Raw genomic sequence first — 25,977 nt, 5'->3', positions numbered from 1 at the left:
TGCCTGTTGCTTATTCTTGTGCGACTTTATATCTGATCGTTTGCCATCGGCTACTGTCGCCAAACCGTTTTTGCTCGACCATTTCATGGGTCCACCCGCTGTTTCATAGAACTTTTGACAGAATCGTGGCTCTGTATTTGGGAACTGGGTTCCCAAGTATAACCCACGTTGCAAGGGGCAGGTCACTTGATTTTCAACTGTCAACCATTATGTCTATAAAGGACTCCTTGATGAAGTCGCAATTTACAGCCGCGCACTCAGTGAACAGGAGATCATTTCTGCTGCTGTTGCTCCGTACATTCAAATCATATCACCATCCGGACCGATCAATAACAACGCTCCACTGCTTGTCTATTCAATCGTCAATGGCACCGTCACGGCGATCAAGGTCAATGGAAATACTGTATCCAAGGTATCGGGTGATACTCTTGACGTATTATCCGACGGCACTTATACGCTGAGAATCGAGGCCGTGAACGGCTCCGGGACCGTCGGGTTCACGGAAACGACCTTCACGGTCGACACCGTGCCACCGACGGTAAGCATCAACCCGGTAACATCACCGACATATTCAACCACCCAGACCATTACCGGAAGCATGGAGACCGGAGCTGTCGTAACAATCGCGGTAGATACGACAGCCACGCCAGGCGTGGTTACATATCCGACCGCGAGCACGTGGAGCTGTACGGTAACAAATCTCGCTTGGGGTGACAATGCCATAACAGTAACAGCCACGGATGCCCCGAACAACAGCGCATCTACTACCGCGACTATTCTGCAAAATCTTATTGCCATAACCAATGTCATGGTAAACAACAATGTACTGGACGTTTCCTCACTTAACAATGCCACGATTTTCTTCAATCTTTATACTAGTACCAGTGCTACCGTTACGCTCAAAATCATCCCTGAAAAGCAGGGGCCTGCCGGCACTCCGGTTTATCAAGCTTCACAGATCTGTACTGCAACCGCGGCATATTTCTTTACATGGGATGGTAAAAACAGCAGCGGCCAAATTGTTCCCGATGATGCCTACTTGTTTATTCTTCAGGCGACGGACAGCATCAACACAAAAACCTACAGCCCGGGTCAGCCCGCAGGCACGGGGAGCATGAGCTGTTCACGGAGCACCTATGACCCATACATCAACGAGCCCCTCACGGTAAGCTATAGCCTGGCACAGGCGGGGCGCGTAATGATCATCGTTAACCAGGGCAATCAGATTTACACTATTATGGACTCTGTTCCCCATGCGGCAGGCGCCTATACCTTTGATTGGGACGGAAGATCTCCGAGTGGAACCATTCTCAATGGAGTCGCCGTATCCTGTGGAGAGACGACTCTGCTTCGTGAGAACCATATCATAACAACAGGGGACACACCAATAATTACAGAAGTAAAGACAGACCCATATCATATAGGCCTCTCCTTCGGTCAGTTCTCACGCATTACCTACCGTCTTTTTCAGCAGGCGACTGTCACGGTCAAGCTCACTTCTCCGTCTGGGGCAACCGTCATCCTTCTCAATAGCCAGTTACAAGCAGCGGGTCCTCAGTCTCTGGAATGGACGGGAATTGATATCGCTGATGCAACAGGGAATAGAGTTGTAATTTCTGAAGAAGGCGATTACATGGTCTGGATACAAGCTGTCAATCCTGTAACGGGATCAAGCTCCGTAGTCAGGGGCAGTCTGCGGATAGGATTATAGGCGATAGACATTGAGTCGGAGGTGAAAATGTTTGGTCTCATAGGCATTCAAAAAGCACGCAATCTTTTTTTTAATCCATATTTGATTCATATCGTGGTTTTGATTGTTGTGCATTTATTTTGGTTCAATAGCGGCTCGATTGCATCAACGTGGGTAGACGTGATGGCGGCAAAAATGGCCTGCTCGGCGTCGTATCCTGACTGTACGTGTGATGTAACGGATACTAGTTCAGGTGGCGTATTGAATTACAGGATTGATAAGCGGTGTCCGCCTCATCAAGTATTGTGGGCGCAGAGGCACTATGTAGGAACACCGATTATACATGAAGGTTGGGGTGGATTTTATGTATATAAAATAAATCCGGGCGCTGCGACATGTAATGGTCAGTCGGGGGATACAACTTCTTATCTTGGTGCGTGGATACTTCCTGGGGACACATGGTGGAGTTTTGGATCGGGAACGGTTCATGTTCATTATTGTGACGGTTTAGATGAGGATACGGGCGCTCCATCTATTTCTATGGCGGCTGACAAATCAACATATAATCCGATAACAACGTGTAATTCTTCTTCTGTATGTAATCCGACGACAACGACATATGCAAGTTTCACAAATGTCCAGTTTTGCGATTCGTCTGTCGATCCCTGCTGCAGTGATCCGGATCCCTGCTGCGGCAGAGCGGACCCATGCTGTGGCAACTCTGATCCTTGCTGCAGAACACCGGACAACCCCTGCTGCGTCGATCCTGCATGTTGTGGTGATATCTGCTGCCAGCTACGTAATCAAGATGGATATGGTGGAAGTTAACAGTAGAACCTATGACGTGGGACAATTCCGCGATGAATGACAATCAAAAAGGAACACTCACCGCGTATTGTATTGTAATCGAATCATCATGATTACGCCGAAATTATGGCTTTTCAAACTATCAGGAGGTTTTCATGTATCGCGGAGTAAATAGATTGCTGATTCCCATGCTCTTCATCCTGCTCACATCCGTTGCCTATGCAGGATACGAAGATTTAGATAGCCCTCCGGACATCATTTGCCAGACAGGCAACAGGAGCGGCAACAGTCTCGCCTATGGCGGCAAGCCCATCAGCCTGCTGTCGGGCATGGAGACCTATGCCCCGAGCACGGACCTCACCCTCGGGAACCTGTTCCCCATTACTATCACCCGAAGCTACAACAGCCGGATCTCCTACGATAGCCCGCTGGGCTACGGTTGGGCCATAAACTACGACAAACGGCTCTACACCTACCCGGACAACTCCGTCACCGTCCGTCGTGATTGCGGCGGCAAAAAGCGCTTCACTTGGATGTCTCCATCAGGTTATATCGGTCAAACAGGAGACACGGGCGCCCTTGTTCAGAATGCCGACGGCACCCATACCTACACCGACAAAAACGGCGACAAGGACACCTACGACACCAGGGGCCGTCTCCTGCGCATGGCGGACGCAAAAGGCAATTCCCTCGTCTTCACCTACCAGGCGGACACAAGGGACTTTCTCTACGGCCTACTGCCGTTCAACATAGATCAGAGCACATCCCTCATCGTAGCGTATGACTATCACTTGAGCAAGATCGAAGAAAAAGATGCCTCAGACAATGCCACCGGAAAATACGTCGATCTTCACTACGATGGCGGTACCGGCAGACTTACCGACATCACTGATGGCATTAGGACCGTCTCTTACGGCCATGACAGCATCGGCAACCTTACGTCGGTTTCCGGCCCCAACGGCAATTCCATATATGGATATACCGATCCAAACAACAGGCGGCACCTCCTGACCAGCATAGACGAAGGGCAGGGCGCGTACGAAAACACCTATGATACTACGGGCCGGGTAACCAAACAGACCCACGGCACCGGCGAGATCGACTTTACCTACATCATCCCGTATCAGAAAACCACGATGACCACACTGGTCATGGACAGCACGAACAATCTTCTGAACACCCGGACGCGCACAGTGGAGTTCGACACAAACGGGATGGCGGTCAAGGTCACGGACACCAATGGCAACATCACCACTTATATCCGCGACAACAGTACCACCTGGATACTAGAAGAGGGATACACGGACATAGCAACGGGCATCACCACAACCACGGCATATGGCTATGACGCTAAGGGCAACGTGCTCACCAGAACCGAAGCCCAGGGCACGGCAATAGAAAAGACGACCACCTATACGTATCATCCCGTGTTCAACGGTGTCCTGACCGAAACCGTGCTGAGCGTAGTCAATCCCGCGCAGGTCCGGGTCATCACGAATACGTATGACGAAACCAACGGAAATCTATTAACCACCACGGAACAAGGTCTGCTCGGCAACGGAACGCAGTACACCTATGTAACTACCTATACGTACTACCCGAATGGTAAGCTCGAATCAATCGATGGCCCAAGGGATGGCGACTTGGACAAGACGATCTATACCTATGCCCCCACAACCGGTTACCTTACCTCCATTACCCAGCCGACCAATTTGACGACGATCTATGCAAACCACGACAGCCTCGGCAACCCCCAGACCGTGACCGATCCGAACGGGAATGCTACCACCTACACCTATGACGAAAACGGCAGGGTCGCGAGCATCAAGGCAGGGAACGATGCTGAAACGAAGTATTTCTATGTAGCTGGTGGCTGCCAGTCCTGCGGCGGTGGGGCGAACAAACTTGACTATATTGTTCTGCCGGAAGGAAATGTCATAGATTACGATTATGACGACATGGGCAACCTTCGGTTCATCAAGGACAGTCTCGGAAACGGAAACGGCATCTATTACACCTATGATTCAGAGGGGAACAAACTTACGGAGCTGATCAATGACGCGAGCAATAAGTTTCTCAGCTATCAGTATGATGCGTTAAACCGGCTTTCGTTGATAGTAAATCCCGATAGCTCATACACCCAGTACGGATACGATTCCCGGGGCAATAGAACTTCACTTCGAACTCCGAATTCTGAACTCACCACCTACACGTATGATCCCCTGAACAGGCTGATCTTGGCCAGTCAGCCCGGGACTGTAAATACCATTTACGGCTACGATACGAATAACAACCTCACCTCTGTTAGGGATGCAAACAACAATACGACTGTCTACAAGTATGACGACAAAGGAAGGGTTTATCAGGTAATCTCGCCCGACACGGGTACGACCATCTACGACTACGATCCAGCCGGGAACCTCACAAGTAAGACGGATGCGAAGCTCGTGACGACCTCGTACCAGTATGATGCACTAAACCGGCTGACGAAGATCGACTTCACATCTGACTATGACATTAACTACACCTACGACACCTGCGTGAACGGCAAGGGCAGGCTCTGCGTTATGGCCGACGCAAGCGGAACGACGAGCTACGAATATTCTCCGAAAGGGCAGGTAACGAAAGAGACCAAAGTCATCGACAGCCATACCTATATCACCCAATACACCTACGATCAGAATGGCAACCTAAAGACGATGACGTATCCTTCAGGCCGCGTGATCACTTACAACTACACGAACGACCGGGCCGTGAGCGTGTTAAACAACGCTGCAACTCTCGCCACGAGCATCAATTATAAACCCTTCGGCGGTATGTCCGGTCTGATGTACGGCAATGGCATCGTGGGAACGATCGGTTACGACAATCAGTACCGGATCACCAACATCCAGACATCCGGCACCATGAACCTGTCCTACAATCTCTACGACGCAAACGGCAATATCAAGAGCATCCAGAATACTTTTGAACCTTCAAAGAACAAGACATTCGACTACGACGCGCTTGACCGGTTGTCCACTGCAATCTCATCCGGCATCTGGGGCAGCCTCGGCTGGACGTATGACGGGGTGGGGAACAGGCAGACGGAAGGTTCAACGGTATACACGTATACTGCCGGCACGAACAAGCTTACCGGTGCAGGAGGCTTGAACTTCGGCTACGACAACAACGGAAACACCACAAGCCAGGCCGCGAGGACATACATTTACAATCAGAATCAGCGGTTGATCCAGGTAAATGACGGCTCGATGACGGCATACTACACCTACAACGGCAATGGCCAGCGGGTGAAGAAGAATGTAAGTGGAGCGATCACAGTATTCCATTACGGCTTGAACGGACAGATCATTGCCGAGTCAAATAATTCTGGAAATATTACCGCGGAATATGTATACTTAAATGGACAGCCGCTTGCGAAGATAGAGGGAACGAATACGTACTATTATCACAACGATCATTTAGGTACCCCGCAAGTGATGACGGACAGTGCAGGGGTAGTAAAATGGAGCGCTGACTACAAACCCTTCGGTGAAGCGACCGTCACCGTATCAACGATCACGAACAACCTGAGATTCCCTGGGCAGTACTACGATGCTGAGACGGGGTTGAATTACAATTACATGCGTAATTATAATCCTGTGATCGGGCGGTACATTGAGGCAGACCCCATGGGTTTGCCGAGCGGAATAAATTTATATGCGTATGTAAGAAACAACCCAAACAGAGGGAAAGATCCGTTTGGTTTAGCTGAAAAATGTATATCTTGGTTCGACAATAAATCCGATTGGTCATTTCATGCGATTGGTGCACCGGAATGGAAATTCGCTGGTACGACAGTAATAATTGAAGGGTTAAGCGGCGGATGTCATTGGGAGAAGATTCAATATGGGTACAGAACAAGAACAGTAACTGAAAGACAACTTTGCTGCGATACTTGTACGAAGAAATGTTATTTAAAAGATGGTTCTACAAAGACAGAATACGATAATAATTATAATAAAGTTATCGGGTCTGCTACAACTGGAATTCATTGGCAAGGTGATGCAACTAAACATGAATGGGTTATGAAATGTGAAAAAAGCGATATCCAGACAATCTACGGAGATATATGATGACTTTAAAAGTACGGAACATTATAGGCATAATAGTAATAATTATTGGTTTTATTTCTGCGCCGTTGACGAATGGCAGGTTGCCATCTATTTTATTTTATTGGCTTGGGTTTATGCTACTGCTGTGGCCAAATATAAATTACCCAAAAGCGTCCTACTTGCTAAAGTGGGCTCGGATAGGTTTGGTGATAAATATATTAGGTACATTACTCTTGGTTCTTGTCAGTAGCATTGCAACAAATACTGCGCTTTCCTTTAATTCTATTGTTTCGACATTCTTGAGAGTTGCCAGTTTGCTGCTTAAACCGGCCTCGTCTATTGTTACGCGCTTTTTCCCATATAGCCAGTTTCAAATGCCAGATGGAAGCATTCAATTTAGCATTAGTTTTATTAGAGGTACGATCACCAGCTTTTTTGATGTATTAATATATCTATTTATTGGTATAGTTCTCGGGAAATTTATTGCAGCCCGACAGGGCAAGGCTCAGTAATAATAAGAGCCTATTGGGGTCAAATCTTACTTGTTGACAAAACCACCTCTTTCTGATATGTTTGGCCATGGCCCGTCCCCTTCGCATACAATATCCCGGCGCAGTGTACCACGTCACGAGCCGGGGCAACGAGCGACAGGATATATTCAAGGACGATGATGATCGAAAACGCTTTCTTCAGATACTCATCCAGTCAATACATATCTACTCAGTCAAGCTTTACAGTTACGTCCTCATGACCAACCACTTCCATCTGCTTGTGGAGACCCCCAAAGGCAATCTTGCCGAATTCATGCGCAAGTTCAATATTACCTATACCGGTTATTACAATAGAATGCATAACCGCGTAGGGCACCTGTACCAAGGCCGTTACAAAAGCGTCCTTGTGGATAAAAACGAGTATCTTTCCGTCCTCTCCCGCTATATCCATTTGAATCCCGTCAAAATAAAAGCCATGAAAAAGCTTCCGGAGAAGGATAGGTTAAAATACCTTATTCGGTACCGCTGGAGCAGCCTCCCGGGGTTTCTGAGCAGGAGAACGAAGGAGTGGTACGTCGATTATGCAATGGTCCTCGGAGAGTACGGTGGCGATACCGTCAAAGCGAGAAAAGAATACAAGAAGCGAATCTATGCTGAGATCGCCGGCGACACCGAGATAAAAGAAAGCATCATCGGTCAGAGCATCCTGGGAGGAGCAGCGTTCATTGCCTGGGTAAAAGACAACTATATCGAGGGGATGAAGGACCGGGAGCGACCCGCTGTAAGAGAGATACACCGACATCGAACACAAGAAGAGGTTTTCACTGCGACAAAACAAGAAACGGGGAAGGATGTAGACGCTATCAGTAAGGGAAAAGGTGATCTGCGCAGGATTGTCATGGACTTGCTGTACCGGACAGGCGGGTTGAAAGGCCCTGAGATCGGCCTGATCTTCGGGATTGACTACGGAACGGTCAGTCAGGAACGAAAACGCCTCCGTGAGAAGATTCAAAAAGATCGGAAGATTCGGTCGCTGATGAACAGAATAGAGCGAAAATTGTCGACAAACGAGATTTGACCCCAATTGGCTCAGTCTCCAGGCGCGTTACGAACACCTCGTTGTGGACGCGTTGCTTGATTTCCTCAGCGGAGGCGGTTTCGAAAAAAAGCTCGATTGCTTCTCGAAGGTTATCGCGGGCCTCTTCAATAGAGTCGCCCTGGCTTGCGATATCCACTTCCGGACAGAGAGATACGTAACCGCTGCCTTCACGCTCAATGATTGCTGTAAGTTGCCTTTGCATGCATTACCTCCTGTTCTTACGGATAGACAACATCATCACCGCGCCGCTATGGCGAGCGAGTTTGCCTGTACTGATTGACGAATGCGGTAGGAACTCCGCGATTTTATCCTGCCGGCTTCTCGGCAGCCCTGAAGCCCCTCAAAAGAGCCTTTTCATTTTCCCATTCGGCCCGCCGCCCTTTCTCTTTACCGCGATCTTCTCATCCGGCGCAAGCAACGCCTCGGCGTTCATTCCCATCGCTTCGGCGATTTATGACAGAACATCTAACCGCGGCAACTCTTCACTTTGATCCCAGAAGGCAATCGTCTGTTGGGGAACGCTTACCCTTTAGGCCAGTCCCCCTTGGCTCAATCATCGTTATCAATATACTGATAACGATGTAACAAGTCAACAGATAGAAAAGAAACCGGGACACATAACGTTGATACCTTCGAGAAACGATAACGTTGTGTCGCTGATTACCGGGACCTGTTGGATGAAATCTTCATCCAGCCTGCCTGTCAAGCTCGTTTGTCCTTGACGATTCCGAGTATAATCAGTATAATCGGCGCTTAAGCTTATCATTATTGTGAAGGGGATTTTCATGGAAGATTACAACGAGTTGATTCAGCAGCGCTTTAAGAAGCGTGATGAGATCAGCGCGATGGGCATTCGTCCGTATGCGGGAAGGTTCGACGTGTCTGTTTCCGCACAGGGTCTCAGCGACCAGTACGGACAAACAAGCAAGGAAGATCTTGAAAAATCGCGGGTTGACGTCGTTCTTGCAGGACGGATCGTCGCCCTGCGGAGCTTCGGCAAAGCAGGTTTCGCGCATCTGCAGGACGGATCGGGGCGTATCCAGTTCTATTTTCAAAAGAACACGCTCGGCGATGACAAATATGCTTTTTTTAAAAAGCTCGACATCGGCGATTTCATAGGAGTGAAGGGGTTTCTGTTCCGTACCAAGACCAATGAACTTACGATCGACATCGAAGACTTCACGCTCCTCTCGAAATCGCTCCGCCCCTTGCCCGAAAAATGGCATGGCCTGACGGACGTTGAGTTGCGCTATCGCCAGCGGTATCTGGACCTGATCGTGAATCCCGATGTCAGAAAAGTTTTTCTGCTGCGCACGAAGATCGTCCAGGCGATCAGGGGCTACCTGAATGCCCGCGGATACATCGAGGTCGAGACCCCGATGATGCAGACCATACCCGGGGGGGCGACCGCGAAACCGTTCAAGACGCACCACAACGCCCTGGACATGGACCTTTACCTGCGCATCGCGCCGGAGCTGTACCTGAAGCGGCTGCTGGTAGGCGGATTTGAAAAAGTATATGAGATCAACCGCAATTTCAGGAATGAAGGCATCTCGACACGGCACAACCCCGAGTTTACCATGCTCGAGTTCTATACGGCCTATGCCGATTACCGCGACCTCATGACCATGACCGAGCAGATGATCAGCTCCATTGCACAAGAGGTCCTCGGCACGACCGAGGTTGAATACGAGGGCCACCTGATCAATCTCTCGCCGCCCTGGAAGCGGATCACCTACCTGGATGCCCTTCGCGAGGCCGGTGTGCACGAAGAGGTCCTTGCCGATGCTGAGAAAACCCGGAAGTTCGCGAAAAAACTCGGGGCGAACCTGACGGGCGGGGAACCTTTGGGAAAGGTCCTTAACGAGGTCTTCGAGTCGCTTGTTGAGCCCAAACTCATTCAGCCCACCTTTATCACCGACTATCCTACGGACATATCGCCGCTGTCGAAGAAATGCGATGACAATCCCGATTATGTTGAGCGGTTCGAGCTTTTCATCGTCGGGAGGGAACTGGCGAACGCCTTCTCCGAACTGAACGACCCGGTCGACCAGAAAGAGCGGTTCCTGAAGCAGGTTCTGGAAGGCGAGGCAGGGGACGAAGAGGCCCACCAGATGGACGAAGACTTCATTCGCGCCCTCGAGTACGGGATGCCGCCGGCCGCAGGCGAGGGCATCGGTATCGACCGCCTCGTGATGCTTCTTACGGGAGCCAGCTCCATCCGGGACGTGATCCTGTTCCCGCAGATGAAGAAGGAGAAGTGACATTGCCGAATGCGGATTGCGGAATAAAACAAAAGTCGTCACTCTCTTTATCGGGAATCCAGCATTTCAGAGACCTTATCCGTGTTTATCAGTGTCCATCTGTGGTTAAACTGAATATCGAATGAAACTTCCCTACGAAATATTCGTCAGCCTCCGCTATCTGAGGACCAAAAAGCGCTACGGCACGATCTCGCTCAATACCTTCATCTCCATCGCCGGAGTGGTCATCGGCGTGGCCACCTCCATTATCACGCTTGCGGTCATGACCGGTTTTCAGGGTTATTTTCGCGACAAGATCCTGTCAGCCATGCCGCACATTGTGGTGATGGAGTATACCGGCACCGGCGTTAAGGACCCGAACGCCCTTCAAAAGGACGTGGAACAGGTCGCGCATGTCACGGCTACAACGCCATTTATCTATGCCCAGTCGATGCTGACGTCCAAGGACCGCATGCAGGGAGTGGTTGTGCGGGGCATCGACCCCAGGACCGAAGGCAGGGTGACCGATCTCGCAAAGAACATGACCGCCGGTTTGCTCTCGGACCTTGAAAATCCCGAGGGTAAATCTCCCCGCATCATCATCGGGGAAGACCTTGCCAGAAAACTCAGCGTGTCGGTCGGGGAAACGGTTACGATGGTGAACCCGCTTGGTGAAGAAACGTCCATGGGCGTCATACCCAAAATGAGGAAGTTCGTGCTCGCCGGCCTGTTCGATGCCGGGATGTACGATTATAATACGACGTTCGTCTATATATCGCTGCCCGCGGCCCAGCAGTTTTTCGAGATGCCGGGACGGGTGAGCGGAGTACAGGTGCGCGTGGATGATATCTACCAGGCCGACAAGATCGCTTCGGCGATCCAGGCGTCCGCTGGATATCCCTATTACACGCGCAACTGGATGGAGATGAACAAAAATTTCTTCTCGGCCCTTTTACTCGAAAAGATCGGCATGTCGCTTATCCTTGTCGTCATCATCATCGTGGCATCGTTCAATATCATCGGGACCCTCACGATGATCGTCATGGAAAAAAGCAGGGAGATCGCAATCCTGAAATCCATGGGGTCACCCGCGCGGAGCATCATGAAGATATTCATGTTCGCGGGCCTTGCGATCGGCTTTGTGGGAACCGCCATCGGAGCGATCATCGGCTACGGAGCGGTGACGCTCATCACCAGGACCGACATCATATCGCTGCCGAAAGACGTGTATCAGGTAAGCCATCTGCCGCTCTCGATCTCGGGTCTCGATATGCTCGCGATATCTCTCACCGCGCTCGGGATCAGCTTTATCGCCACGCTCTATCCCTCGTGGCAGGCGGCAAAACAGGACCCCGTTGAAGTGCTGAGATATGAATAAAATCGACGAAGGACGACGGACGAGAGACGCAAATGCTTTTACGTCCGTCGTCCTAGCGAAGCGGTCGTCCATCGTCCATCATGCGGCATCATCGTCTCTCGATTAATCACAAGGAGGTTACAATGGCACAGAAAAGCGGAAAATTGAAAACGTTCATCCTCATCGTGATCTTTCTGGTTGTGTTTTCGGCGGCTTTTATTCTCCTGGGCGGCGGAAACTTTCTTAAATCAGCCGGCATCTGGATCGGCAGCATGGGCAGCAAAGCGGAAAACATGAAAGGGACTATAGAGGAAGGCGCGAAGACGGTCGAAAAGAAAGCGGAAAAGGTAAAAGAAGCGGTAACGTCGGCCGGAGAGAAAGTCGAAAAGAAGGCTGAAAAAGTAAAAGAAGCGGTCACCTCGGGAGATGAGAAATAGCACACCCACCCATCCATATTGAACAGCTCCGCAAAACGTTTATGAGCGGTCCCGTGGAGCTACCCGTTCTTGACGGCATCGATCTCGACATCAAGTCAGGCGAGATGCTCGCTGTTGTCGGAGCATCGGGTGTGGGGAAAAGCACGTTTCTCCATATACTGGGCGGTCTCGACCGGCCGACGTCCGGTAAGGTCTATTACGGGGATATCGATGTTTTCGGCCTCGACAATGGACGGCTTTCACGTTTTCGCAACGAGCGGGTGGGGTTCGTGTTCCAGTTCCACCACCTGCTGCCGGAATTCTCGGCTCTCGAGAATGTCATGATGCCGGCGCTCATCCGGAGGATGGCCCGTGAAGAAGCGGTCGCAGCTGCCGAGAAAATACTGACCGACGTCGGGCTGGGAGCACGGCTTCATCACCGTCCCGGAGAGCTCTCCGGTGGAGAGCAGCAGCGTGTCGCGGTTGCGCGGGCATTGATGCTGAAACCCGATGTCGTTCTTGCCGATGAACCGACCGGCAATCTTGACACGCATACGGGCGAATCGGTCCACGATCTCCTCCTCGGGATCAACAAACAACAGGGCATAACCTTCGTGATCGTGACGCATAATGACAAGCTTGCGGTCCGCGCGGACCGGGTGCTCAGGATGGCTGAGGGAAGGCTCCTGCCGGAGCAGTAAAGCACGAGCAGACGACCTTTTCCCTTGACTTTGTGCGGCTGCAAAAAGTATTATCACAGACTTATCCATCAAATCATCTTTCAGGGAACTGCCATGAATCTCTTGTTTTTTCAAGTAGCAATGGGTTTCTACCTGCTCGCGACAGCAGGGTACGTTACCTACATCATAAACCCCGAACGGAAATGGACCTCACCGGTATCGCTCTGGGTGACCTTCTCGGGATTCCTGTTTCATATAGGCTATTTTCTCTTCCGGTGGACCGAGTCAGGACGCATCCCGATAACAAGCTTCTTCGAGGCTGCAAATTTCCTCGGCCTGGGAATTGTACTTGTGTTTCTGATCATGGAGTTCCGCTTCAAGATAGCGGCGCTCGGATCGTTCATGCTTCCTCTCGTGCTCGTTCTCATGGCTCCGGCACTCATCCTATCAGGTGACATCAAAGAAATAAATCCCGTGCTCAAGAGCGGTTGGCTCGGCGTGCACACAAGCCTGGCGGTCCTCGGCGACGCAGCCTTCGCCTTTGCGTTCATCGTTTCGATCATGTATCTGATCCAGGAGCGCCAGCTCAAATCCAAACATCTGGGCGCGATCTTTCACCGCCTGCCGTCTCTCGAAGTCATGGATACCATCGGATATAAAGCGCTCACCTTCGGATGGCCCCTTTTTACGCTCGGAATGCTTACCGGGTCCATATGGGCGAACAGCGCATGGGGCACCTACTGGAGCTGGTACCCGAAAGAGACCTGGTCGCTCATTACCTGGGTCATTTATCTGGCACTCCTGCATCTTCGCACCATCGGGTGGCGGGGAAGAAAAATGGCCTTCCTTTCGATCATCGGATTTCTCTTTGTCCTGGTCAGTTTTTTTGTGATAAGCCGCATACCGTTAGGGAAACACAGCTTTTAAGGTGATGCCGGAATGAGTATCATTGTAGTCGGTCTCAGTCATAAAACAGCGCCTATCGAGGTCCGCGAGAAGCTCAACTTTCCTGAAGCGACTGTTTCGGAAGCGCTTAAGAAACTGGTGAACTACGAGGGGATCCGGGAGGGCCTTATTCTCTCCACCTGCAACCGGGTGGAGATATACGCATCGGTGCAGGACAGCATACCCGGTATCGAAAGGATCAAACAGTTCATCTCCGATTACCATGGACTCTCCCGGGAGTCCCTGGAGAAGTCTCTCTATGTATATCCCGAGGCCGAGGGCGTGCGCCATACGTTCCGCGTGGCATCAAGTCTCGACTCCATGGTGCTGGGAGAGGCGCAGATACTGGGACAGCTCAAGGAATCCTTCGACATGGCCCTCAAGGCCAAGACCACCAGCACCATACTCAATAAACTGATCAAGAAGGCGATCTCTGTCGCAAAACGGGTCCGTACCGAGACCAAACTCGCCGAAGGAGCGGTGTCTATCAGCACCGCGGCGGTGGAATTGGCAAAGAAGATCTTCGGCGAACTGACGGGCAAGAACGTCATGCTTCTGGGCGCCGGTGAAATGGCGGAACTTGCCGCCCAGCACCTCCTCGGTAATGGCGTTAAGAACATCATGGTCGCGAACCGCACCTTCGAACGCGCCGAAGAACTCGCCAAGGAGTTCAAAGGCGACGCCATCCGCTTCGAACATTTCCCCGACGCCCTGGTCATGGTGGACATCCTTATCTGTGCTACCGGCGCGCCGCAATATGTCGTCAACCGCGACATGGTCAGCCGGGTGCTGAAAGAACGGCGCAACAAACCGATCTTCATGATCGATATTTCGAATCCGAGGAACATCGACCCCGAGGTCGACAAGGTCGACAACGTCTATCTCTATGACATCGATGACCTTCAGAGCAAGGTTGACGTAAACACCGGAGGCAGGGCAAAAGAGGCGGAAAAGGCCGAGGAACTCATCACCCATGAGGTCGAGACGTACCTCCAGTGGGAGCGTGCCCTTGACGCCGTACCGACCATCGTGGATCTTCGGGAAAAAGTGGAAGACATCCGGAAACGCGAATTCGACAAGACCATCGGCTCGTTGAACGACATCACCGAGGAACAGAAGCGGGCGATGGAGGCCATGTCCCAGGCCATCGTGAACAAACTGCTCCACGCGCCACTTGTGGTCCTGAAGCAGGCTGCTTCCATGTCCGACACCGGTGATGCTACCATCGCCATCGCGCGAAGACTGTTCAACCTCGACAAGGAACTGAAACGACCGATCCGTGTGCTGGGGTCGGCGACACCGATTAACGATGATCCCGAGCAGAGCCAGGATTCCCAATCATCAAAGAATATTTGCCGCTAATTAACGCGGAGATATAACGCATAGAATTGATTTTTATTCTTGAGCCTCTTGCAAATGTCCCAATTCTGTCATTCCCGCAGCGATTCTGAGCGGGAATCTGGTTTTCACTGCTCGAATAACCATATCCCCGATAGAAACATTCGGGGATGACAAACAGTTTTGCAGGAGCCTTTTTTAATAATGTAATCCGTCTTGGCCCATGATTACCATGTCTTTAAGGAGCATATCATTGCGAAAACAGATCAGGATCGGTACTCGCGCGAGTGCGCTCGCGCTCTGGCAGGCGGAGTGGGTGAAGTCGGAGCTCGAGAAAAAATATTCGGGCATGGCCGTAACGCTCACGAAGATAAAGACCACCGGCGACAAGATACTTGATGTACCGCTCGCCAAGGTCGGCGGCAAGGGGCTCTTCGTGAAAGAGATCGAGGAGGCCATGCTGGCGAATGAGATCGACATTGCCGTGCACAGCATGAAAGACGTGCCGACCTTTTTCCCGGACGGACTCCACCTGGCGTGCATCACGAAACGGGAGGACGCCAGAGACGCCTTGCTTTCCCGAAATAACGTTGCATTCAAAGATCTGCCCCGGGGAGCGAATGTGGGCACGAGCAGTTTGAGGCGTCAGGCCCAGCTCATGAACGCGCGTCCGGACTTCGTGATCCATCAGCTTCGCGGCAACGTGGGCACGCGGTTGCAGAAATTGAAAGAAGGAAAGTTCGACGCCATCATCCTTGCCGCGGCAGGGGTGAAGCGGCTGGGGCTTGATGCGAACGTCTCGGAATATCTCTCGCCCGAGATCAGCCTGCCCGCCATCGGCCAGGGGGCACTCGGCATTGAATGCCGGATGGATGACCGGGAACTCAATGACATGATCGCGTTCTTCAACCATACAGACAGCAGCACCTGTGTTCGCGGCGAGCGAGCGCTCCTGAAAAGGCTTGAAGGAGGCTGTCAGGTCCCGATCGCCTGCTATGGCCGGGTGAAGGACGGGAAATTGATGCTTATCGGCCTCGTCGGCAGCGTGGATGGGAAGCGCATCGTCAGGGACTCCATCGAAGGAGATCCGGAGAAGGCTGAAAAACTCGGCGTGACACTTGCGGAGAAGCTTCTCTCCCAGGGCGCTGACGTGATCCTTCGGGAAGTGTACGGGAATACGACCGACTTCAGCGGGAATAATCTGCTGGAAAATCCGTAATAGCACCTGAATCTTCGAACCGCTAAGGCGCGAAGGTCGTGAAGGGTGGATTCTTCATCTTAAAATCCGAGATTTTCTTCGCGTACTTTGCGTCTTCGCGGTTAATTTATTTATAGGTAATCATGACTCAATCAATCGGAAAAGTATATCTCATCGGCGCCGGCCCGGGTGACCCGGGTCTGATCACCGTCAAGGGCCTGGAGTGCGTGAAAAAAGCGGACGTGATCATTTATGACTATCTTGCGAACGAGCGTCTGCTCGACCAGCGGCGTCCTGATTCAGAGCTGATCTATGTGGGAAAACAGGGCGGCAGACACACGCTGCCTCAGGAGGAGATCAACAGCCTGATCGTCAATAAGGCAAAAGAGGGGAAGGTCGTCGCTCGTTTAAAAGGGGGAGATCCTTTCATCTTCGGCAGGGGCGGGGAAGAGGCCGAGGGCCTGGTAGACAACGACATCCCCTTCGAGGTCGTACCCGGCGTTACCGCTGCCACCGCGGTGCCGACCTACGCGGGAATACCGCTCACCCACCGGGATTTTACCGCAAGCGTTGCCTTCGTGACCGGCCATGAGGACCCCACAAAACCTGAATCACAGGTGCACTGGGACAAGATCTCTACCGGAATCGGTACGCTTGTCTTCTTCATGGGCATGAAGAACCTTCAGAACATCGTGGACAACCTGATTTCTCACGGAAGGAATCCGGAAACGCCGATAGCAGTCGTCCAGTGGGGCACCCGAACCGACCAAAAAGTGGTCACCGGAAGGCTTAACGACATCGTCCCCCGGGTCAAAGACGCCGGGCTTGGGCCGCCGGCCATCATCATCGTGGGCGAGGTGGTGAATCTCAGGAAAAAACTGAACTGGTATGAATCAAAACCGCTCTTCGGCAAACGGGTCCTGATCACGCGCTCGCGCGACCAGGCAAGCGTGTTTGCCGAGATGCTCATCGACCGCGGCGCAACGACCATTGAATTTCCCACGATCGATGTTGTTCCTCCCGCGAGCTGGGCTGAACTGGATAACGCCATCCAGGCGATCGAAACGTATCACTGGATCATATTCACGAGCGCGAACGCGGTCAAATATTTCATGGAGCGGCTTCGCGGTCTCGGGAAGGACCTGCGTATCCTTAAGGGAGTGAACCTGTGCACGGTCGGACCAAAGACGGCGGAGCTTCTTGAGACATACGGCCTTAGGGCCGATCTGATACCCGCGGAGTTCAAAGCGGAAAGCGTAGTTGAAGCTCTCGGGGGAGTAACCGTAAAAGGCCGGAAATTCCTGGTCCCCCGGGCGAAGGTGGCACGGGAGATAATCCCGGACAAGCTCAGGGAACAGGGCGCCGAGGTGACGGTCGCTACTGCGTACGAGAACGTTCGGCCGACCGCGGACGTCGAGCGGATTAAAAAACTGCTTCAGGAGAAGAAGATCTCCGCGCTGACCTTTACCAGCTCATCCACGGTGCACAATTTTGTTGATATACTCGGCCAAAAAGAGTATAAAAAACTTATTGAAGGTGTAACCGTTGCCTGTATCGGCCCAATAACAGCGAAAACCGCCGAAGAATACGGCATGAAATCCGACATCATGCCAAAGGACTATACCATCCCGGCACTCGTCGATGCGATGGTGGCTTATTTTAAGGTAAAAAAATAAAAAACCATCGAGATCAAGGTTCAAAGACACGAAAAAGCCGTAGAGCCTTGGTGTCTTCGCAGTAATAACCAATTCAAATTAAGGAGAGAGAAGTGATTACAATTTCAGACGTTGCAGCGGACAAGATCAAGGAAATTCTTAAAGCCGAAGGTGTGCCCAACCATGCCTTGCGTGTGACGACGGCCGGCGGCGGTTGTGGTTGCGGCCCGTCCTATGAGATCATGATCGATGACAAGACCGGCGACGGCGACACGGTGGTTGAGAAGAATGGAGCAAGGCTTTTTGTCGATGTCTCGACTGCCAAGGTGCTGGAAGGGGCAGAGCTCGGATTTATTAGTGATAATCGCGGCGAGGGCTTTGCTATCGGATTTCCGAACGGCGCACCGTCCGGAGGGAGCTGCGGCTGCAGCGGCGGAGAAGAACCCAAGAAGAGCGGCGGGGGATGCGGTTCCGGCGGCTGCGGGTGCAGCTGATTCAATTGCGGAATACTGAGTGCGGAATGCGGAGTGAAACCCTAAGTTCGCATTCATCGGTGGTCAGATGAGATGATAAGGAGATTCCATGTTTGAGCCTTTATACCGGCCGAGAAGACTGCGGTCCAACGAGAACATACGGCGCATGGTTCGGGAGACAACGCTTTCCCCCGATGATCTCATCTATCCGCTCTTTGTCGTTCACGGCAAGGGTGTGAAAAAAGAGATCGTGTCCATGCCCGGGAACTATCAGCAGTCCATTGACAATATCGTGAAGGACTGTGAAGAGGTGACGAAGCTTGGCATTCCCGCGGTGCTTCTCTTCGGCATCCCCGAGCACAAGGACGAGGTCGGCAGTGAAGCCTATTCCGATGAGGGTATTGTCCAGCATGCGATCAAGGCGATCAAGAACAAGCTGCCCGAACTTGTCGTGATCACCGACGTCTGTCTCTGCGAATATACGAACCACGGCCACTGCGGCTTGATCAAGAACGGAGTGGTTCAGAACGACGCCACGCTCGAACTGCTTGCCCGGGAAGCGGTTTCCCATGCCAGGGCCGGCGCCGACATGGTTGCGCCGTCTGACATGATGGATGGCAGGGTCGGCGCCATCCGTGAGACGCTCGACAGTGAAGGTTATTATGATATTCCGATCATGTCCTATGCCGCGAAATATGCATCAAGCTTCTACGGCCCGTTCCGGGAAGCGGCTGAGTCTAATCCTCAGTTCGGCGATCGGCGATCGTACCAGATGGACGCCCCGAACAGCCGCGAGGCCATTCGTGAGGTCGCCCTGGATATCGATGAAGGCGCGGACATCGTGATGGTCAAACCCGCACTCGCGTATCTCGACATTATCTACCAGGTCAAACAGCAATTCAATCTGCCTGTCGCAGCCTATAACGTGAGCGGTGAGTACTCCATGATAAAGGCCGCGGCAAAGCTCGGATGGATCGACGGCGAACGTGCCATGATGGAGTCGCTCATTGCAATAAAACGAGCGGGCGCGGACATCATCCTCACCTATTTTGCCAAAGAGGCCGCGGCCCTATTGAATAAATAGTTCATACCATCGCTGATCAGGTGAAAGAGTACATTTTCTCAATTCGATTAACGAGATGGCTCGGACTGAGCTGTTTTCATCCCTCTATTCCATCTCCTTCGACTCCTTCCAACGGCTTCCGTAGAGAATATGGTTCTTCAAACAGTGAAAAGAATATTCCCGTTCAGAGAAGATATGGGAAAGACAGATTCATGACCTTTGCAAATTGCATCTTTATATCGTCTATTCCGTTTAAAATTTACTTAAAATCCGGACGTGTTTGTCTGAAATAAATCACTTATTTTAGAGCTTGACAAAACAAATCGATTACGCTAAAGTGCGTCAAAATAAACGGCAACTCAAAGTTACTCGTATGAAAAATTAGGATATTGACCGATAAATTGATTTTTGAAATACCGGGTGCGCTTTTGGTAGTGCGCCATTTTAATACGCCTGTTTTTGCGAATAAAGTATCCGCTTTTATCCCGATCAGGAAGAATTTGCAGTAAGCTAAAGAAGGCCGAGGGGGTATCTATTTTATAATTCAGCAGGATTCATTGTTTTCAGACCGTGTTTGTGGATACGCTAAAATAACACGCTGCCGGGATTTGTAAAACTCTCACCAACCACAAGAGAATCGCAATCCCTCTCGTTGTTTATTTTTTTATTACCAAAAAGGCCAAAGAAGCCCAGAGAAACCGAGCAATCTTTCACTCATAAGTTACGAGGTAACATCGTCTCGCAAACGGCAAGAACAATTCTGCAAGCTAAGTTAATTTCAGTTCTTCAATCAGGTATGATCAAGATCGATTTTTAGCGAAGGGGGTGAACAGTCAATAGAATAGAACCAACTATGGTGGTGAATGTTTAGACATATTAATTATTAAATCACTTAAGGAGGTATCTCGTCAATGAAGAAGATTCTTCTGTACGTTTTAGTGATGCTCTTCTTGACCGCTGGCATGGCTGTGGCAGCAGATGATGAGGAGTCGTGGATTGAAATCGGCGGTGATTACCGGCTCAGGTATGACAATTTACAAGGCACCGTGCACGATTACGTGCAGATTACCGATGCACAGCGATCACTTCAGGCCGTGCCCGGCTACGATGTCAAGAATGATAGCCTGTTTCTGAACCGTTTTGGACTCAATGTGAAGGCTCAGGCTACACAAAACATCTCGGTCAAATCTCGCATTCTTATGTACAAGGTATGGGGTCATCAGAGCATGGGGCCTGCTATGGGAGATTACTTCATGGACAGGGCATACGGCCCGTTTGACGGGACCATCGGCCACGTACCCGCCGATAGTTCGCTGTATTGGGACCAGGCCTATGCCACGTGGAGTAATGTCGGTGGAGCGCCTGTCTGGATAGCAGCGGGAAGAAGGCCTACCACCGGTGGCGCGCCGACGAATCTCCGGCAGAACCTTGACGCGGGAGACCCGGCTGGGTCCTCGGGCATCATGATGGACTATGCCTTTGACGGCGCCGTAGTCGGTTTTTCGCCGAAAAGCGACGCCATGCCGGGGGCCTATGCAAAGATCAGCTATGGCAAAGGTTTTGACAGCGGTTATGTGTCAAATACCAGCAATCAAAGCGAAGGTCTGTTTTTTGATCTGCCGAACACCCTCAAGGATACTGATTATATCGGCATTGATGTTGTTCCTTATAATTCAAACGATCTCCATATCGACCTTCAGGTCCAGAAGGGGTACCATATTTACAGCTCGTTCCCCGACCCGGACAAGGTGGGAATGCCGCCGACACCGAAAAAACAGGACACCGCAAATGTGGGCAATATTACCTGGTGGGGCGGGGTGATCATGGGCAAAGTGAGCAATCTCCATCTCTTTGCCTCTGTTGCTCAGAGCAAGGCGGAACCCAACGAAAATAATGTCGGCGGAGTCGGTCTGCTCTGGGACACCTATCATCCTGAATCCTATAATAACGGAAGAGATCTTGAAGGTTACGCTGTTTATGTCGGCGGACGGTTTGACATCACGTCCACCGGTACCAAGATCGGCGCTGAATATAACCAGGGGACACAATACTGGATTGGCCAGGTCCCGGCAGGAGATGACATCTGGACGAGCAAGCTCGGAACACGGGGCAAAGTCTATGAGGTATATCTCATTCAGGAGTTGAATCAGAAGCCAATTATGAAGCGAGGCAAGGCGTTCTTAAGGGCCGGCTATCAATATTATAAGTTCGATTATACCGGCAGCAACAACTGGATGGGAGCGCCCGTAAGGATTTCTGATCTCGATCTGACAAATACGGCGAATGCACAGGGACTTGCGCCTGTTCAAAGTGCAAAAGACCTCTACGTAACTTTTGACGTTCTATTCTAAACCTGAAGGAGGTATTTCGTAATGAAGAAGTTTCTTCTGTACGTTGCCATAATACTTCTCCTGACCGCAGGCATGGCTGCGGCAGCGGATCAGTCGTTGCTCGAAATCGGCGCTGATTACCGATTCAGGTACGACATTCTGTCCGGAAGAGTGCACGATCATATGTACATTAATCCACAAGGAAACCCGGCCGGTTCACCGGCATACGCAGTATGGAATAACTCCCTGATGCTGGACCGAGTCGGACTCAATCTTAAAGCCAATGCGACCGAAGATCTTGCGGTCAAGGCCCGTTTGATCATGTATAAGGTATATGGACATCAGTCCATGCAGCCTGTCCAATTCAATTATTTCGCAGACAGAACATACGGTCCGTTTGATGGGACCATCGGACATGTGCCTTCAGACGATATGCTCAAGGTTGACCAGGTCTATGCAACCCTCAGTAATATCGGTAGTGTGCCGATGTGGATCTCAATCGGAAGAAGGCCGTCCACAGGCGGAGTGCCGACCAACGTCCGGCTCAATTACGAGAAACAGGGCGTTGAAGGGGATATTGGCCTGGTAACGGACTATGCCTTTGATGGCGCAACAGCGGGTTATGCGCCGGTCATCACAGCCCTGCCCGGGTCCTATGCAAAGATCAGCTACGGCAAAGGGTTTGACAGCGGGTTTACCTCGTCGGCAAACACACTCAAAGATACTGATTTTATCGGCATGAACATTGTCCCCTACGATACGAACAATCTCTCAATAAATCTTCAGGCTCAGAAGGGTTTCCATTTTGTTGATCGGCCCGGCGATATAGCTCCCGTACCCAACAACAGCTATCACGATGAACCGTATGCCTGGATACAATCAATTCCTCCATCGGAAAACGTGGGCAATATAGCCTGGTGGGGCGGGTTGGTCATGGGAAAAGTGAGCGACTTAAATCTATTTCTCGCGGTAGCTCAGAGCAAAACCTATCCTACTGATGGTCAGGTTTCCGGAGCGGGTCTGCTCTGGGACACCTTTCATCCCGAGTCCAAGCAAAGCCTTGTCGGTTCCGCGATCTATCTCGGCGTACGGTATGACATCAAGTCCACCGGGACAAAGATCGGCGCTGAATATAACCAGGGCTCTCAATACTGGGTCGGTCTGGTCCCGGCCGCGGATGATATATGGACGAGCAAGCTCGGGACGCGGGGCAAAGTCTACGAGATATACGTCATCCAGGACCTGAATACAGAAGCCCTTATGAAGAATGCCAAGGCGTTCTGGAGGTTCGGCTATCAATATTACAAATTCGACTACACCGGAAGCAACAACTGGATGGGAGCGTCGGTCAAGATATCTGATCTCGACGTGAGAAATACGGTGAATGTGCAGCGTCTTGAACCTGTCGAATATGCAAAAGACCTCTACCTTGTCTTTGACGTCCTATTCTAAACCTGAAGGAGGTATTTCGTAATGAAGAAGTTTCTTCTGTACGTTGCCATAATACTTCTCCTGACCGCAGGCATGGCTGCGGCAGCCGATGAATCGTGGATCGAATTCGGCGGTGATTATCAACTCAGGTACGATAACCTGGTAGGCGAAGTGGTTGATCACACTGAATATGCTTCTAACGAGCCCGTACGCGCCCACAAAGTCTGGAATGACGCCATTTTTACCAACCGATATGGCATTAACATAAAGGCCAATCCGGTTGAGGACGTCTCGTTTAAACTTCGTCTCCAAATGTACAAAATATGGGGACATCAAACCTCGATGCCCATTCACGGGATGTACTTTGGTTCTCCGGGAATGCTTCTCCCGACAATGGATCAGGCCATGGGTCGCGTCCCTGGAGGAGGCGAGGTGTGGGCTGACCAGGCATACATGTCGTGGAGCAATATCTTCGGATATCCGGTCTGGTTCTCCATCGGTAGAAAACCATCAAGCGGTGGCGCGCCGGGCAATGTAAAACTGAATCTTGAAAAAACAGGATCAGCAGGTGTCCCGGGGAATCTGATAGACTCTGCATTCGACGGTTATACACTTGGCTGGGCTCCGGATATCGAGGCCTTACCGGGGTTCTTCATGAAGTATTGCCAGGGAAAAGGAGCTGATGGCGGTTATAACACCGGTTATTATAATAATCCGGACGGCTCAAGTGTGTATGGAAAATATGCCTCTGGTCACAATCCCTCTTGGTTTGAATACGACCGGGACACGGATTTCGCCGGCCTGATGACCACCTGGACCACTTCCCCTGAATTCCATGTCGAAACCTTGATCATGGGCGCGTGGAATATCATGGGTGCACCGTCCGACGGGATGAACTTCAAATACTTAAATTGGCCAAACGACGTTTCAATGGGCAATGCTAAATGGTGGGGTATGACAATAATGGGTAGACCAATTGACAATCTCAACATCTTTGGCTCTATTGGTCAGACCTTCTGGGAACCCAGTGAGAAGGACGAAGCTTTCGGCTTTGGCATGGTGTGGTTCCGTGATCACGTTGCAAGAGCCCGCCATTCCGGCACTGGTTGGTATATGGGAGGACGTTATGATATACCATCTACCGGCACAAAAATCGGCCTTGAATATAACGGCGGAACAAAATACTGGATGCCGTTTGTTCCTACCTCAAACGATATTTGGGGGAATAAACTCGCTACTCGGGGCAACGTGTATGAAATATACATCATACAGGAACTTGATGACAAGCCCGTTGCAAAAAGAGGCAAGGCATTCTTCCGAGTCGGCTATCAGTATTATTCATTCAAATACAACGCCCCACTGAACTGGCTGGAAGTGCCGAGACGGATAACAGACCTTTCCGTGAACGATACGCATGGTGAAGGAGATGTGTTTTTTGTACCGCTTAAAACCGCAAAAGACCTTTACATGATTTTTGACGTGCTGTTTTAACTATTTCAACCTATCGATACGGGACACCTGCCCCGCCTATGGCGGGGCAGGTGAAAACCGTAACCTTTTAACCCCATAAGATTATTATGTTTCTCAAATGCTGATTCGTAAGAATCCCTCGAAACGGTCATTCGAAGGCTGTCTTAGAGTATGAAGAGTTTCAGTTTGTCAACATTTTTTTTTACTCCCTTGATGATTGCTATGAGTGCAATAAATTTTACCTTGGTCAATTAATCGCTTCTATAAAATCTACGTTATGCTCTAGTGTAGTGCGTCCAACGCTTCTTTACATTTGACGTGTCACCCTGAACGAAGTGAAGGGTCTCATGTATTTGAAAGACGAGATTCTTCGCTTTGCTCAGAATGACAAGCAGAGTAAAGGGATTTATGACGCACAACACTGGATACCTTATGAGTTTACCTCCCTGAACCTTTACATCTTACATCTGAAAATATGCTCGCGGAAACATATTATACTTGACACAACCAGATAGATTGTTTAGAATGTCCGCAACTAATTACTCGGTTAAGGACTACATTATGCGGCATATTCTTCCATCGATTTTGTTCCTGTTTTTAACTTTTTCCGTCAGGGAAGCGGTCTGTCTTGAAACTGCTCCTCAAATCGGGAAACTTGCCCCGGAATTCTCACTCAACGACCTCAGCGGGAACAAAGTCAACCTCTCGGATTATAAGGGAAAAGTCATCCTCATTAATTTTTGGGCTACATTCTGCGTTCCCTGCAAGGCTGAAATGCCCTCTCTCAATAATCTCTTTCTTGCTTTTAAAAATAATGGCCTCATCGTGCTTGCCATTTCCACAGATGATTCAGAGAAACCCGTACAATCGTTTATCAAAGAGAAAGCCATAGCCTTTCCCGTGCTTATGGATAAGGACCAGGAGGTTTACTTTGATCTGTATGGGGTCCTCGGACTTCCTACGAGCTTTCTCATCGATCGGGATGGTATTATCAGAGAAAAGATTCGGGGCGAGCGGGTATGGGATGCCCCGGATATGAAAGAGAAAATAAGTATGTGGTTATCAAAAACCGATTCTGTCAAAAGTTCTATGAAACAGCGGGTGGACCCATGAAATGGTCGAGCAAAAACGGTTTGGCGACAGTAGCCGATGGCAAACGATCAGATATAAAGTCGCACAAGAATAAGCAACAGGCAA

Annotated in this window: 20 protein-coding genes and 1 pseudogene; 19 read left to right on the top strand and 2 right to left on the bottom strand. The window is 50.7% G+C overall.

Features of this window, described 5'->3' with window-relative positions; genetic code table 11:
- Nucleotides 1-450 precede the first annotated feature (450 nt).
- A complete protein-coding gene (locus M0R70_15255) occupies nucleotides 451-798 on the bottom strand; it encodes a hypothetical protein (protein MCK9420715.1) in 348 nt (115 codons plus the stop codon).
- 10 nt (nucleotides 799-808) lie between these two features.
- Here M0R70_15255 and M0R70_15250 point away from each other — a divergent pair, with 10 nt between their 5' ends.
- The 5 genes from M0R70_15250 (at nucleotide 809) to M0R70_15230 (ending at nucleotide 8,160) form a co-directional block, all read left to right on the top strand.
- Nucleotides 809-1,711: a hypothetical protein gene (locus tag M0R70_15250; protein MCK9420714.1), complete on the top strand. Its 903-nt coding sequence runs from the start codon at nucleotides 809-811 to the stop codon at nucleotides 1,709-1,711.
- 598 nt (nucleotides 1,712-2,309) lie between these two features.
- Nucleotides 2,310-2,558: a hypothetical protein gene (locus M0R70_15245; GenBank protein MCK9420713.1), complete on the top strand. Its 249-nt coding sequence runs from the start codon at nucleotides 2,310-2,312 to the stop codon at nucleotides 2,556-2,558.
- Nucleotides 2,559-2,652: 94 nt separating this feature from the next.
- A complete protein-coding gene (locus M0R70_15240; protein MCK9420712.1) occupies nucleotides 2,653-6,612 on the top strand; it encodes an RHS domain-containing protein in 3,960 nt (1,319 codons plus the stop codon).
- On the top strand, nucleotides 6,609-7,103 hold the full coding sequence (locus M0R70_15235; GenBank protein ID MCK9420711.1) for a hypothetical protein: 495 nt from the start codon (nucleotides 6,609-6,611) through the stop codon (nucleotides 7,101-7,103). The genes M0R70_15240 and M0R70_15235 overlap by 4 nt, the downstream gene beginning before the upstream one ends.
- A 67-nt stretch (nucleotides 7,104-7,170) precedes the next feature.
- On the top strand, nucleotides 7,171-8,160 hold the full coding sequence (locus tag M0R70_15230; protein MCK9420710.1) for a transposase: 990 nt from the start codon (nucleotides 7,171-7,173) through the stop codon (nucleotides 8,158-8,160).
- A 16-nt stretch (nucleotides 8,161-8,176) separates the two neighbouring features.
- On the opposite strand, the pseudogene M0R70_15225 reads toward M0R70_15230, so the two are convergent.
- A pseudogene (locus M0R70_15225) lies at nucleotides 8,177-8,383 on the bottom strand (type II toxin-antitoxin system HicB family antitoxin).
- Between the two features lie 583 nt (nucleotides 8,384-8,966).
- On the opposite strand from M0R70_15225, the gene lysS reads away from it, so the two are divergent.
- The 14 genes from lysS (at nucleotide 8,967) to M0R70_15155 (ending at nucleotide 25,893) form a co-directional block, all read left to right on the top strand.
- Nucleotides 8,967-10,445 (top strand): lysine--tRNA ligase, encoded by a 1,479-nt coding sequence (lysS, locus tag M0R70_15220; GenBank protein MCK9420709.1) that lies wholly within the window; start codon nucleotides 8,967-8,969, stop codon nucleotides 10,443-10,445.
- Nucleotides 10,446-10,566: 121 nt separating this feature from the next.
- A complete protein-coding gene (locus M0R70_15215) occupies nucleotides 10,567-11,802 on the top strand; it encodes a lipoprotein-releasing ABC transporter permease subunit (GenBank protein ID MCK9420708.1) in 1,236 nt (411 codons plus the stop codon).
- A gap of 122 nt (nucleotides 11,803-11,924) precedes the next feature.
- Nucleotides 11,925-12,218, top strand: a complete 294-nt coding sequence (locus tag M0R70_15210; GenBank protein MCK9420707.1) for a hypothetical protein — start codon at nucleotides 11,925-11,927, stop codon at nucleotides 12,216-12,218.
- A gap of 41 nt (nucleotides 12,219-12,259) precedes the next feature.
- Nucleotides 12,260-12,898: an ABC transporter ATP-binding protein gene (locus M0R70_15205; protein ID MCK9420706.1), complete on the top strand. Its 639-nt coding sequence runs from the start codon at nucleotides 12,260-12,262 to the stop codon at nucleotides 12,896-12,898.
- A 93-nt stretch (nucleotides 12,899-12,991) separates the two neighbouring features.
- Nucleotides 12,992-13,804: a c-type cytochrome biogenesis protein CcsB gene (gene ccsB / locus M0R70_15200; protein ID MCK9420705.1), complete on the top strand. Its 813-nt coding sequence runs from the start codon at nucleotides 12,992-12,994 to the stop codon at nucleotides 13,802-13,804.
- Nucleotides 13,805-13,816: 12 nt separating this feature from the next.
- Nucleotides 13,817-15,184 (top strand): glutamyl-tRNA reductase, encoded by a 1,368-nt coding sequence (hemA, locus tag M0R70_15195; GenBank protein MCK9420704.1) that lies wholly within the window; start codon nucleotides 13,817-13,819, stop codon nucleotides 15,182-15,184.
- A gap of 208 nt (nucleotides 15,185-15,392) precedes the next feature.
- Nucleotides 15,393-16,379 (top strand): hydroxymethylbilane synthase, encoded by a 987-nt coding sequence (gene hemC / locus M0R70_15190; protein MCK9420703.1) that lies wholly within the window; start codon nucleotides 15,393-15,395, stop codon nucleotides 16,377-16,379.
- A 122-nt stretch (nucleotides 16,380-16,501) separates the two neighbouring features.
- Complete coding sequence (gene cobA, locus M0R70_15185) at nucleotides 16,502-18,034, top strand: uroporphyrinogen-III C-methyltransferase (protein ID MCK9420702.1); 1,533 nt, start codon at nucleotides 16,502-16,504, stop codon at nucleotides 18,032-18,034.
- Between the two features lie 92 nt (nucleotides 18,035-18,126).
- The gene (locus tag M0R70_15180) at nucleotides 18,127-18,507 is read left to right on the top strand and encodes an iron-sulfur cluster assembly accessory protein (protein ID MCK9420701.1); all 381 of its coding nucleotides are present in this window, start codon (nucleotides 18,127-18,129) and stop codon (nucleotides 18,505-18,507) included.
- Between the two features lie 88 nt (nucleotides 18,508-18,595).
- The gene (hemB, locus tag M0R70_15175; GenBank protein MCK9420700.1) at nucleotides 18,596-19,570 is read left to right on the top strand and encodes a porphobilinogen synthase; all 975 of its coding nucleotides are present in this window, start codon (nucleotides 18,596-18,598) and stop codon (nucleotides 19,568-19,570) included.
- 890 nt (nucleotides 19,571-20,460) lie between these two features.
- A complete protein-coding gene (locus M0R70_15170) occupies nucleotides 20,461-21,900 on the top strand; it encodes a DUF3373 domain-containing protein (GenBank protein MCK9420699.1) in 1,440 nt (479 codons plus the stop codon).
- A 21-nt stretch (nucleotides 21,901-21,921) separates the two neighbouring features.
- Nucleotides 21,922-23,331 carry a DUF3373 domain-containing protein gene (locus M0R70_15165; GenBank protein MCK9420698.1) on the top strand — a complete coding sequence of 470 codons (1,410 nt, stop codon included), beginning with the start codon at nucleotides 21,922-21,924 and terminating at the stop codon, nucleotides 23,329-23,331.
- A gap of 21 nt (nucleotides 23,332-23,352) precedes the next feature.
- Nucleotides 23,353-24,801, top strand: a complete 1,449-nt coding sequence (locus M0R70_15160) for a DUF3373 domain-containing protein (GenBank protein ID MCK9420697.1) — start codon at nucleotides 23,353-23,355, stop codon at nucleotides 24,799-24,801.
- Between the two features lie 540 nt (nucleotides 24,802-25,341).
- A complete protein-coding gene (locus tag M0R70_15155; GenBank protein ID MCK9420696.1) occupies nucleotides 25,342-25,893 on the top strand; it encodes a redoxin domain-containing protein in 552 nt (183 codons plus the stop codon).
- Nucleotides 25,894-25,977: the final 84 nt, after the last annotated feature.

Source organism: Nitrospirota bacterium (assembly GCA_023229435.1).
Taxonomy (GTDB): Bacteria; Nitrospirota; UBA9217; order UBA9217; family UBA9217; genus JALNZF01.
This window is presented reverse-complemented; position numbering and strand designations above follow the sequence as displayed.

Coding starts and splice junctions, on each gene's coding strand:
- M0R70_15255 (MCK9420715.1), bottom strand. CDS start 798: ATGGCAATAAGATTTTGCAGAATAGTCGCGGTAGTAGATGCGCTGTTG.
- M0R70_15250 (MCK9420714.1), top strand. CDS start 809: ATGGTAAACAACAATGTACTGGACGTTTCCTCACTTAACAATGCCACG.
- M0R70_15245 (MCK9420713.1), top strand. CDS start 2,310: ATGCAAGTTTCACAAATGTCCAGTTTTGCGATTCGTCTGTCGATCCCT.
- M0R70_15240 (MCK9420712.1), top strand. CDS start 2,653: ATGTATCGCGGAGTAAATAGATTGCTGATTCCCATGCTCTTCATCCTG.
- M0R70_15235 (MCK9420711.1), top strand. CDS start 6,609: ATGATGACTTTAAAAGTACGGAACATTATAGGCATAATAGTAATAATT.
- M0R70_15230 (MCK9420710.1), top strand. CDS start 7,171: ATGGCCCGTCCCCTTCGCATACAATATCCCGGCGCAGTGTACCACGTC.
- lysS (MCK9420709.1), top strand. CDS start 8,967: ATGGAAGATTACAACGAGTTGATTCAGCAGCGCTTTAAGAAGCGTGAT.
- M0R70_15215 (MCK9420708.1), top strand. CDS start 10,567: ATGAAACTTCCCTACGAAATATTCGTCAGCCTCCGCTATCTGAGGACC.
- M0R70_15210 (MCK9420707.1), top strand. CDS start 11,925: ATGGCACAGAAAAGCGGAAAATTGAAAACGTTCATCCTCATCGTGATC.
- M0R70_15205 (MCK9420706.1), top strand. CDS start 12,260: ATGAGCGGTCCCGTGGAGCTACCCGTTCTTGACGGCATCGATCTCGAC.
- ccsB (MCK9420705.1), top strand. CDS start 12,992: ATGAATCTCTTGTTTTTTCAAGTAGCAATGGGTTTCTACCTGCTCGCG.
- hemA (MCK9420704.1), top strand. CDS start 13,817: ATGAGTATCATTGTAGTCGGTCTCAGTCATAAAACAGCGCCTATCGAG.
- hemC (MCK9420703.1), top strand. CDS start 15,393: ATGTCTTTAAGGAGCATATCATTGCGAAAACAGATCAGGATCGGTACT.
- cobA (MCK9420702.1), top strand. CDS start 16,502: ATGACTCAATCAATCGGAAAAGTATATCTCATCGGCGCCGGCCCGGGT.
- hemB (MCK9420700.1), top strand. CDS start 18,596: ATGTTTGAGCCTTTATACCGGCCGAGAAGACTGCGGTCCAACGAGAAC.
- M0R70_15170 (MCK9420699.1), top strand. CDS start 20,461: ATGAAGAAGATTCTTCTGTACGTTTTAGTGATGCTCTTCTTGACCGCT.
- M0R70_15165 (MCK9420698.1), top strand. CDS start 21,922: ATGAAGAAGTTTCTTCTGTACGTTGCCATAATACTTCTCCTGACCGCA.
- M0R70_15160 (MCK9420697.1), top strand. CDS start 23,353: ATGAAGAAGTTTCTTCTGTACGTTGCCATAATACTTCTCCTGACCGCA.
- M0R70_15155 (MCK9420696.1), top strand. CDS start 25,342: ATGCGGCATATTCTTCCATCGATTTTGTTCCTGTTTTTAACTTTTTCC.